The sequence below is a fragment of the Pseudoclavibacter sp. AY1H1 genome (genome assembly GCF_002931055.1).
Lineage (GTDB): Bacteria > Actinomycetota > Actinomycetes > Actinomycetales > Microbacteriaceae > Pseudoclavibacter.
Genome location: NZ_PSXX01000002.1, coordinates 123,264 through 132,530 on the forward strand (window position 1 = coordinate 123,264; position 9,267 = coordinate 132,530).

The window sequence follows — 9,267 nt, forward strand, 5'->3', positions numbered from 1 at the left end:
GTCAGGCCGCGAGGGTTGTTGTGCTGATGTCGAAGCCACCCCAGGGCGAGTACCCCGGGACGGCGCGTGTGCCTGGTGATTCGCGGTGCGTGAGCATGGGTGCGCCGCCGATCTGGAACTCGGGCGGGTACGCGTCGGTGAGCCACGCGCGCGCCTTCTTGGCCGTGCCCTTGTCCATCGCTCCCGGGCCGACGCCGCCCCCATGCGGTCGCAGCGCGTCGGGGAGGACCGGTAGGTCACGCCACCCTGGCCAGGCGTGGTCGTGCCAGTGCGCGATGACGTCGTCGCCGCTGCCGAACGCGTGCCACGAGCAGGGCTCGCAGATCGCGCGGTGAACGATCTCCCCCACGCACAGGCATCCGGCGTGCCATCCGTGGGCGCACCAGCGCAGCTCGGCGGTGAACGCGGCGAGCGCGTGGCCGTTCTCTGTCGCGTCGAGCGAGTCCATGAGATCGATGTGCCACATGCGCGACACCGCGTAGGCGTTCATGTTCCCGTGTGTGTCCGTCCACTGCTCCCACGCTTCGACCAGTTCCGCCGGCGGGAAGTAGCCGAGCGAAAACCCGTCGGGAACGCGAGTCGCGGGGACCGGCGCGGGTGCTTCGAAGTCGGCGAGGTCGAACAGGGCGAGCGAGGTCATGGCTTGGTGCTCCTCTCTGGTCTCGGTGCGGTGTGGCATTGGCAGGCGCCGCGCTTCCCGCATGGGGAGAACGGGCCGACCCAGCAGCAGTTGCGGTGGCAGGACCCCTTGAGGAGGTTCTTCGGGTGGGTGGGGCGCTCGGCGGCGCGCGACGGGCGGATCATTGGGTGCTCCTGTTGGCGATCCGCAACAGCACGTCGGCATGGCAGAGCTGGCCGAGTGGGCACCAGCAGGCGAGGTCCTTGCCTGCGAGCTCCAAGCGGATCTCGGCGACGGTGGGCCGCGTGCTGCTCTCCGCGCCCTCGTAGTCCGTCCGGCCGTCGCAGTACCTGCCCTGTTCGTCGACGGTGTTGCTGAGCCAGTTCGCGAACCACTGGATCGCTCGCTCGCGTCCGTGCTCGGCGATGCGGAACGGATTCCCCCACCTCGAACCGCGGCCGACGTACACCGCACCCTCCGGCATGCGCCAACCCTTCGTGCGCTTGCGCTGGATGCGCTTCGGCTCGCTCACGACGCTTGCTCCCCTGCTCGCCCGAACTCCTCGAACGCCGCCTGCACCTGCACCTCGAACACGAGACGCGGGTCGAACGCGGGGGCCGGGAGGTGGCAGGTCTTGCACTGCACTTTCGCGGTCCCGTCGTCCTGCCAGTCCACTTCGACGGTGTTCGTGCCGCACACGATGCACGCAGCCCGCGCTCGGCGGGGCCTGGCGTCGTGCATGCCCGCCAGGCTGCGGCCCTTCTTGACGGCGTCGACGACCTCGTCGTGAATGTCGCCCACGAGGTCGAGGTAGGCGACGGACTCGAGGTAGCGGAGCATCCACCCCGCGGCGTCGGCGACCGCCGCGTGTGCGTCCCGCGGGGTCATGACGGCACGGAGCCCACCAGCGTTCATGTCCGCCGCGAGGCGCAGATGCGAGACCTCGGGCCCGGCGACGCCCATGATGCGGATGCACTCGTCCGTGTTGCGGGCGATGACCTCGTGGATGGTGTCGGCCGCTTCGAGGTGGGCGATGGAGAACGGGAGGCGCTGCTCGTGCGACCCGTCCACGCGGATGGCTTCGAAGTCGACGGCCTGCAGGGCAGGGATGACCTCGGAGCGGAGTGTGCTGGTGACGTTCGGCGCCCACGACAGGTGATCACGGAGCCGCAGGAAGCACCACTCGCACAGCTGGCCTCGGGTGGCCTCGGACGGGCCGGACTCGTCGCCGTCCTGCCACGTGCAGCCGCGGATGCAGTCAGCCATTGCGAGCCTCCCGATTCGCTCGCTTCCGGGCGTCGCGCTGGAAGCGGACGACGGCGGCCTCGATAGTCGCCCGAGCGAGTAGTCGGGCACGGCGGCGGGCCTTGCGGCTGCCCTTGATGCGCTCAGTGAAGGCGTGCTCGTCCAGAACGATCGCCGCAGCGTCGATGGTTCGCGCGTTGGTAGCTGCGTCGGTGAAGTCGCCGAGCATCTTCGCGCGCTCCGCGGCCCTGACCTCGGCGTCGTGGACGGTCAGCCACCGGTCGAAGTCGGCAGCCGCGGCCGCCACCGTGTACATGCCGCCCGGGATGGACTTGTGCGGGGCCATGCCCCACGAGTAGCGGCGCTTCACGTCCGCCGTCGACAGCGGTGTCTTCTCCTGCTCAGGCATGACGTGCCCTCCTTGCTTCTCGTTCTTGCTTGCGCCTCGTGGCGCGGTTCGGTACGTACTTCGGGGCTTCGAGTGCGGTCGCCTGCTGCTGCAGGAACGCGCGGATCCGGCGCTCGGCCTCTTCGACGGTCAGCTCGGTGGTGTGGGCGAGCTTCTTGGCCGTCGCGCGGATCTGCGAGTCCTCCGCGACGAGGGCCGGGTCCGTGGTGAGTCCGCCCTCGATGAGGGGCAGCTCCTGGAAGTCGTCGCTCCCCTCGGGGGCGAAGTAGACGGTGTGGTCCTTCATCGGTTCCAGTTCCCTTCCTCGGGTATCTGCCATGGGAGGCCAGTGCTGGCCTTGACCAGCCGGTGCGGCCAGAGACGTTCCTCGCGGTTCCCGCGCCACGGCACGAGCTCCGCTTCCAACGGCTTCCCCCGCGCCGGCTGCAACCCAAGGCCGAACTCCGGCCACCCCAGCAGCGCGGACGAACCGCGAGGCGCGAGGTTCCTGGCGCCCTTCCCGTTGTCCGACTTCCCCGCGTGCGCCTCGATCAGCAGGGCGATGCCGCGGTCGCGGATCGTGTCCAGCGCGGTGAGCACGGGCGCCGCGTCGTCGTCGTTCGTGATCGACCCCGGCACCAACCGGTAGAGGGGGCCGATCATGACGATGTCGGGCTTGTGCCGGTCGATGTACTTGTGCAGCTTCGCGAGGTCGCGGGGCTTCGTGATGTCCCCGCGGGGGATCATCTTCGCCGCGAAGTGATGGTCGACGGAGGCGTGCGCCTGCGCATCCGGGATGCGCTCGGCGAGGTTGCGCAGGTTGCGTGTCCACTGCCGTTCGGTGTTCTCCGCGTCGATCACCAGCACCCGCTTGGGAGGCATCTGCTGGTAGTCGCGGAACGGGTGGATGCCGGCGGCGGCCGCGAACACGAACTGCCGGAGGAGGGCCGTCTTCCCGAACCCCTCCACACCCGTCAGCATGAGCCGGTCCTGGCGTTCGATGAGGCCCGAGATGAGCCAGTCGTGCTCCACCGGCATCGCGATGAGCTCGTTGAAGCCCAGCAGCTTTCCCTCGTCGACGACCTGCTTCTGCTCGACCGCCTCGAGGCCTTCCTTCGCGGCCCTGATCGCCTCCCCCGGGTCGCCCTCCGCGTCGTCCCGCAGCTTCACGGCGACGGCGAGGAGATCCCGAGCGGACGCCTCACGCGCCACCTGCTCCGCGTAGAAGCCCACGTTGGAGCCCGTGAACACTTCCGACGTCCACGCGTGCAGCTCGTGCGCCTCGATGCCGCGGATCCCCCACTCCTGCAGCTGCAGACCGACCGTCATCGCGTCGATGCCCTGACCGCGCTCCCGCATGGTCAGCATCCGCGAGTAGATCTCGCCGAGGCGCACGTCCCCGAAGTCGCTCGCCTCTACGGCCTTCATCGCCTCCGGGAAGTACTGCTCCTCGAGGAGGAGTGCAGCGATGACCGACTGCTCGACGGTGATCATCGTGCCCAGTCCATGTCGTCGACGTAGCCACGCTGCGGAGCAGACTCCGCTCGCTGCGGCAGCGGCTCGTCATCCCAGCGGCCCTTGTTGAGCCACGACGACGGATGCGGGATGTACTGCTTCTCGGGGAGGTTCGGGTCGGCGGCGAAGCGGGCCGCGCCCTCCACGATGTACTGAGCCGGTGTCGAGCGCGCTGCCTTCGCGAACGCCTTGCGCGCATCGACCTTCCCGACCTTGCGCGGGTAGACCTCGTAGAACTTCTCGAAGAGCTCTTCTGTCCGGTCGCTCTCCCCCGGGTTCTTCTTAACGGGTTCTTCTTCTATAAGAGGAGTGGCTTGCAGGCTGTGGCCGGTCGCTACGTCTCCGGTGGCCGGTCGCTTCGGAACCGACCGGACACCCATGGCCGGTCCCTCCTGCGTTTTCCCGTTCGGGTGGAGCGTGTAGCCGTCGGGCAGTCCGTTGCCCTTTCCTCGCGAGTTCGCTCGGCGAGCGACCCGCTGGATGAGGCCACGCTCCTCGAGCTCGGCGAGCCATCGGCGCACCGACCGCTCCGACACCTCGAGCTCGCGGGCGAGGGTCGCCTGCGATGGGTGGATACCTCCGGGGCCCGATCGTGATGCGAGTGCCATGAACACGGACACCGCGCCGCGCGAAATGCTCGGGTCCCGGATGATCCAGTTCGGCACAGCCGCGAAACCCTCAGTCATTGGAGCTCACCGCCAGCACGAGCAGTCCGTCTTCCCATCGAGCGAGGCCTTTGGCCAGCATCTCGCCGATGATGTTGAGCAGCTGGCCCTCCGGGAGGCCAGTGGCCAGCGACAGGAGCGTGAGACGCCCCGCTTCCCATGTGCCGTTGCTGCAGCTGGCGATCGCGACCAGCACCAGCTTCGTCAGCGGATCTTCGGTCTGCTTCCACGCCCAGGTGGTGGCTTCCGTCGAGGTCATGCGAGCACCCCCGCCCCATCGATGAGCGCGATCTGGCTCTCGGACATCGCGAGGTAGTTCGTCATGCCGCGGTCTTCGAGGCAGGTAGCTGCGGAGCACCAGCCGATGCGGGCCAGCGTCGGCTCCTCTGTGCCGATGAGCAAGACGAGTCCGCGGACGGTGACGTGGCCGTCGCCGCAGACGACGCAGTCTCCCCACCCCCAGACCGGGTTCGTTGTGATCGGGATGGCGTTCATGCGGCCAACCTCCATTCGTCGTATTGCGGCCCGTAGATGTCACGCATCGTTGCGAGGGCCTGCTGTTCAGTGATGTGCATGCGGGCGCCCATGATGAGGACGCACCAGATGCGCTCGACGGCGTAGTAGACGGGCACGTCGCCCACGAGGTTCATGCCCTCGCGTTTGCCCTTCTCCTGCAGCCAGCGGGGCACCTTCCACCCGTTGAGGAGCGCCCCCGTCTGCAGGAACCCCTCGAAGGCTTCGTTGCAGATCAGGCACGCGGTGAGGAGTTCCGTGGTCGTGGGGCGGAGCTTCGTGCCGCCCATCCCGACCGCGGCCCGGTGCTGCACGGTGAGCAGCTGCTCTCCCCCACACCTCACGCACCGGAACACGTCCCGCGTGTAGACGGCCTGCCGGTCGGCCGCGGTCGGGTCGGCCATCAGATGACCTGACTCGGCGGGGTCGCGGCGTAGCGGGCCTCGAGGTCGTCGAGCACGAGGCGGCCTTCGAGCTCGCGGATGTAGTCGGTCTGCTCCGCGCACTCCTGCTCGAGGCGAACCGCGGTGTTGCGGGCCCGGTCGCGTTCCCCGCGGAGCTGCTTGTTCGCGTTCACGAGGTTCGCGACGCGGCGAGTGCGGGCGCTCACGACTTCTCCGCCGGCGGGAAGATGCGGTGGCCCGCCGTGATGCGCTCGGCCTTGGGGTCCCAGCTGCCGCGAGTGTCGGTGGCGAACAGCAACACCCCGTTCGCCTTGCGGACGAAGGCACGATGATCCTGGCCCTCGATCGTCAGCTCCCAGAGTTCACCGAGCTGCGCGTCCACCCACGGCTTGGGTTCCGGATGGGCGCCGAAGTAGGCACGAGCCGCTTCTACGTGAGGCCAGCGTGAGGGACCACCCAAATCCTCCTCTCGTACGTAGCCCTTAGTCATGCCATCCGACTCCCGCAGGACCACGGACTTCACGCCAGGGCCGAACATGCGCTCGAACACTGCGTCCACCGGACCGGGGTAGACGACGTAATCCGGGTTCTCCGGCCACCGCCACCGCCCCAGCTGCTCGTCGCACTCCCGCAGGAAGTGGTCACGCAGGGCCGCGATGTCTCCCTCGTAGATGAAGTCCCCGCTCGGAAGGCCGCGCAGCGTGCCATCGTCCTCGATGCGGAGCGTCTGCTCCTGTGTTTCGTTTGCCATCTCAGTGGCCTCTCCCGGAGCCCGAAGCCCCGTACATCTGCATGACTGATTTCAGAACCGACTGGTATGCCGACAACCGGTCCTCCGCCGCCTTCAAGCGGCGCTTCGTCTTCTTGAAGCCCAAGGTCGCGACCTGGGCGGCCGTGCGGAGATCAGCAGTCGCGATCTCCGCACGGATGCGACGCTCAGTCGGCAAACCCTCAGCGTTGAGCCAGGCCAGGTCGTACGCCTGCCGAGCGGCTTCGGTGGCCTCCTCCGAGGCCTCCTCCCACTGCGACACCACGTCCGCGCCCGTCTCGATCTCCGCCGCGAGACGGAGGATGTGCGCCTCGACCTCGACTGGGTTCACCGGCTCGGTCATCAGCTGAAGCCCTCAGGCATCTGCGCCCACTCGGCGAGCTCTTCCTTCGTCGGTTGCCCCGGGTCGCCCGTGAACGGCTCCTCCCCCTGATCGGGAGCGATGAGCGCCATCGGCGCGTCCGCATCCTGGAGCGGCTCCGCGCCCGCCTCCGGGGCTGAATCGGTCGGGGTGGCATCCTCGGACGGTGCGGGCGTCTCAGGCTCCTCAGTGGGCTCCTGCGCCTCCCGTTCGGCCTGCTCCTTGAGCGCCTGCGCCGGCTTCTTCCGCTGGATCGTCGCCCGCTTCGGCTTCGGCTTCTCCGCCTCGGCCGCCGACTCGGGCACGACCGACCCGTCCTCGAGCTCCTCCGCCGCATAGAGGCCCATGAGCATGTCCGAAGCGATCAGCCGCACGAGCTCCGACGTCGCCCTGGCGAGGAGCATCGCCTTCGGCTGCTTCTTCCAGTTGTCCTTGCTCGTGAGCTGCAGGTTCCGAGCACGGTCCAGGTCCCACTCGGACTGCTGCACCCGGTCGTCGCCCTTGCGTCGACCAGCGACGATCGCGCGCTGCGTCGTCGACTCCTCGACCCAGATCTCATGACCGGCCGCCTGCGCCAGGCCTCGGAGCGTGTTCGCCCGGAAGGCGGGTGTGCCCTGGATGACGTCGATCGCTCGCAGAGCGGCCATCGGATCCTTGATGCCGACCCCCCGGGCGGCCATGATCGCGGCCGTCGCGTTGCCCGGGTTCCGCTGGTACTGCTGCGGCACGAACGGGGTCTGCACGAGCGAGCAAGCGAACGCGTAGACGATGTGCATGTTGCGGCTGAACTCGAGGAGGTCGTTCGACGCGTACTCGACCTGCTCGAGGTACTTGACCTCGGTCGGTGCGACGGACTCCTGAGCTTCGAGTTCCGTGTTGGTGGTGTCGGTCATTGGCCGATCCCTTCTGTGAATGTGGTGCGGGGCGTCTCGATACCGAGCGCCTTGTTGGCGTTGACCTTCGCGTCGACGGAGTTCCACAGCGCGCGGCCAGCGGTGACGTAGACGCCACGGATGCGGCGCCGGAGGGCGTTGATCTGGAAGCCCTGCCAGACGATCGCGGCGGCCAGGACGAGCACGAGGAAGCCGAGCGGGGTCATGCCGCGACCCTCGGGCGCAGCGGCGCGCTCTTCCACGTCTCCGCCACTTCCTTGTCGGAGATCGACCGAGCAACCCCGGCCGCGTGAGCGAACGCCGCCCACGTGTCGTCCGAGCACTCCATGTCGTAGACCTCGTACCCGTCCGAGCGGATCCACACCGCCCACGTGTCCGTGATCCCCAGCTCGGAGATCAGCTGCTCGCGCTTCTCCGCGTCCAGGTAGTGGGTGGCCTTCGCGTACGCCGTCAGCTGCAGCGCCGTCTCCGGGTAGATGCCCGTGCGGTTCGTCTTCCAGTCCGCGAGGATCACCCGCCCCGGGAACAGCTTCGAGCGGAGCAGCAGGTCGAACGTGCCCCCGTACAAGGCGCGGTCGTGGAAGACCGACGTCTCCGTGAGGATCACCTCGACCTCGAACTCGTCGAGGAACTTCACCGCCGACTCGACATGCCCGCGGATCTCCGTCGGCACCTCCACCTCCTCGCCGTGCGCGATCCGCTCGGCCAGGTCGTGCACCTCCGTACCTCGCGCCTTCGCCTCGTCGGAGATCGCGTACCTCGACTTGCGGAGCGTCTCGTTGCGCTTCGAGAGGGGAAGCTCGGCGAGCTCGTCCCAGTGGTCCGTCGCGTAGTCCGAGGTGGCGTTCGCCGCCCAGTACACGAGGGCCGGCTTCGGGATGCCGTTCGACAGGATCGTCGTGACGCCGTCGAGCTTCACCTCGGAGCCGTCAGCCTGGCGGAGGTAGTAGGCGTGGTTCTTGCCGTACTTGCGCTTGCGGAAGCGGCTCGTCGACGTGGGCTTGGGCTTGGGTGCTGTCTTCGTCGCCATGGTCTACGCCGCCTTCGGGCCGTCGTCCTCGGGAGTGTCCGAGAAGTCAGGCGTGAGGGGCGGGAAGTCGGAGACGGTGGCTGCGGGGGCCTCGTCGATGTCCAGTTCGACGTCGTCCGTGTCCTCGTCGGTGCCGTCGAAGTCGAGCTGCGCGTCACCCGTTCGTGCCGACGTGAGCCGGTTCAGGGTCTGCACGAGGTGCTTCCGGTCGTCGCCCTCCGCCACCTCGATGCGAGTGATGCGAGCGATCGCGGACGGCTCACCCGTCACGTCGTCGTGCGCCCACTTCTTGCGCTGGATCTCGACGACAGCGATCGTCGTCTCGGTCGGCCCGCCCTGCTCGAGGAACGTGTCGTAGTGCTCCTCGAGGCCGTTCGTCTCGTTGCCGGGGAGTCGGCCGGAGAGCTGGAAGTTGCTGGTCATGGGGTTTCTCCTTGGGTCGAGACCAGTCGCTTGTGCGCCTGGTCGAACTTGCGGTGGCACGACGTGCACCGCGGGTCGTAGTTGCTGATGTCGAGCGAGTAGGCGACCGTGAACCGGCCTCGTGTCCGCCCGGAGATTTCGGCCGTCAGTTCGTCGGGGTCGGCGTTGTTGTAGGACCACTCGCGGGCGGGCCCACCGCAGTCGACGCAGTCGTGTTCCGACGCGCGCCCGAGGGTTCGCGTGAGCCGCTTGTGGATGGCCGCGAAGGTCGGGTGCTCGCCGTCGAGGGGCCTGCCCCGCCGAGGCTCGATGTGAAGGGGGTCGCCGTGCTTCTGGAAGCGAGTCAGGTGCATGGTGCAGAAGCCGTGAGCGTGAGCGGGCCGGCCGCAGTCGCCCACGCTGCAATGCGCCTTCCGCATGTAGTCGACGCCGGGACGTTTCA

General features: G+C 68.2%; 18 protein-coding genes. All 18 read right to left on the minus strand.

The annotated features are described in order from the left end of the window. Window position 1: 1 nt before the first annotated feature. Complete coding sequence (locus C5E05_RS04910) at window positions 2–640, minus strand: DUF6349 family protein (protein ID WP_104341296.1); 639 nt, start codon at window positions 638–640, stop codon at window positions 2–4. Between the two features lie 160 nt (window positions 641–800). Beyond that, complete coding sequence (locus C5E05_RS04915) at window positions 801–1,151, minus strand: DUF4326 domain-containing protein (RefSeq protein WP_146081034.1); 351 nt, start codon at window positions 1,149–1,151, stop codon at window positions 801–803. After that, complete coding sequence (locus tag C5E05_RS04920) at window positions 1,148–1,885, minus strand: hypothetical protein (RefSeq protein ID WP_104341297.1); 738 nt, start codon at window positions 1,883–1,885, stop codon at window positions 1,148–1,150. Before C5E05_RS04920 ends, C5E05_RS04915 begins: the two co-directional genes overlap by 4 nt. Continuing rightward, window positions 1,878–2,273, minus strand: coding sequence for a hypothetical protein (locus tag C5E05_RS04925; RefSeq protein WP_104341298.1), 396 nt, complete (start codon window positions 2,271–2,273; stop codon window positions 1,878–1,880). The genes C5E05_RS04920 and C5E05_RS04925 overlap by 8 nt, the downstream gene beginning before the upstream one ends. Then, window positions 2,266–2,559 carry a hypothetical protein gene (locus tag C5E05_RS04930; RefSeq protein WP_104341299.1) on the minus strand — a complete coding sequence of 98 codons (294 nt, stop codon included), beginning with the start codon at window positions 2,557–2,559 and terminating at the stop codon, window positions 2,266–2,268. The genes C5E05_RS04925 and C5E05_RS04930 overlap by 8 nt, the downstream gene beginning before the upstream one ends. Further along, window positions 2,556–3,746, minus strand: coding sequence for an AAA family ATPase (locus C5E05_RS04935; RefSeq protein WP_104341300.1), 1,191 nt, complete (start codon window positions 3,744–3,746; stop codon window positions 2,556–2,558). Before C5E05_RS04935 ends, C5E05_RS04930 begins: the two co-directional genes overlap by 4 nt. Then, window positions 3,743–4,453 carry a helix-turn-helix domain-containing protein gene (locus C5E05_RS04940; protein ID WP_104341301.1) on the minus strand — a complete coding sequence of 237 codons (711 nt, stop codon included), beginning with the start codon at window positions 4,451–4,453 and terminating at the stop codon, window positions 3,743–3,745. The genes C5E05_RS04935 and C5E05_RS04940 overlap by 4 nt, the downstream gene beginning before the upstream one ends. Further along, window positions 4,446–4,691 (minus strand): hypothetical protein, encoded by a 246-nt coding sequence (locus tag C5E05_RS04945; protein ID WP_104341302.1) that lies wholly within the window; start codon window positions 4,689–4,691, stop codon window positions 4,446–4,448. The genes C5E05_RS04940 and C5E05_RS04945 overlap by 8 nt, the downstream gene beginning before the upstream one ends. Continuing rightward, window positions 4,688–4,927, minus strand: a complete 240-nt coding sequence (locus tag C5E05_RS04950) for a hypothetical protein (protein ID WP_104341303.1) — start codon at window positions 4,925–4,927, stop codon at window positions 4,688–4,690. Before C5E05_RS04950 ends, C5E05_RS04945 begins: the two co-directional genes overlap by 4 nt. Then, entirely contained in the window at window positions 4,924–5,349 is a 426-nt protein-coding gene (locus tag C5E05_RS04955; protein WP_104341304.1) for a hypothetical protein, read from the minus strand. The genes C5E05_RS04950 and C5E05_RS04955 overlap by 4 nt, the downstream gene beginning before the upstream one ends. Beyond that, on the minus strand, window positions 5,349–5,555 hold the full coding sequence (locus C5E05_RS04960) for a hypothetical protein (protein ID WP_104341305.1): 207 nt from the start codon (window positions 5,553–5,555) through the stop codon (window positions 5,349–5,351). The genes C5E05_RS04955 and C5E05_RS04960 overlap by 1 nt, the downstream gene beginning before the upstream one ends. Continuing rightward, window positions 5,552–6,100 carry a hypothetical protein gene (locus C5E05_RS04965; RefSeq protein ID WP_104341306.1) on the minus strand — a complete coding sequence of 183 codons (549 nt, stop codon included), beginning with the start codon at window positions 6,098–6,100 and terminating at the stop codon, window positions 5,552–5,554. Before C5E05_RS04965 ends, C5E05_RS04960 begins: the two co-directional genes overlap by 4 nt. Window position 6,101: 1 nt before the next feature. Continuing rightward, window positions 6,102–6,461, minus strand: a complete 360-nt coding sequence (locus C5E05_RS04970) for a hypothetical protein (protein ID WP_104341307.1) — start codon at window positions 6,459–6,461, stop codon at window positions 6,102–6,104. After that, window positions 6,461–7,372: a hypothetical protein gene (locus tag C5E05_RS04975; RefSeq protein ID WP_104341308.1), complete on the minus strand. Its 912-nt coding sequence runs from the start codon at window positions 7,370–7,372 to the stop codon at window positions 6,461–6,463. The genes C5E05_RS04970 and C5E05_RS04975 overlap by 1 nt, the downstream gene beginning before the upstream one ends. After that, window positions 7,369–7,578, minus strand: coding sequence for a hypothetical protein (locus C5E05_RS04980; protein ID WP_181059372.1), 210 nt, complete (start codon window positions 7,576–7,578; stop codon window positions 7,369–7,371). Before C5E05_RS04980 ends, C5E05_RS04975 begins: the two co-directional genes overlap by 4 nt. Then, window positions 7,575–8,402, minus strand: a complete 828-nt coding sequence (locus C5E05_RS04985) for a hypothetical protein (protein WP_104341310.1) — start codon at window positions 8,400–8,402, stop codon at window positions 7,575–7,577. Before C5E05_RS04985 ends, C5E05_RS04980 begins: the two co-directional genes overlap by 4 nt. 3 nt (window positions 8,403–8,405) lie before the next feature. After that, complete coding sequence (locus tag C5E05_RS04990) at window positions 8,406–8,825, minus strand: hypothetical protein (RefSeq protein ID WP_104341311.1); 420 nt, start codon at window positions 8,823–8,825, stop codon at window positions 8,406–8,408. Then, the gene (locus C5E05_RS04995) at window positions 8,822–9,178 is read right to left on the minus strand and encodes a hypothetical protein (RefSeq protein ID WP_146081035.1); all 357 of its coding nucleotides are present in this window, start codon (window positions 9,176–9,178) and stop codon (window positions 8,822–8,824) included. The genes C5E05_RS04990 and C5E05_RS04995 overlap by 4 nt, the downstream gene beginning before the upstream one ends. Window positions 9,179–9,267 lie beyond the last annotated feature (89 nt).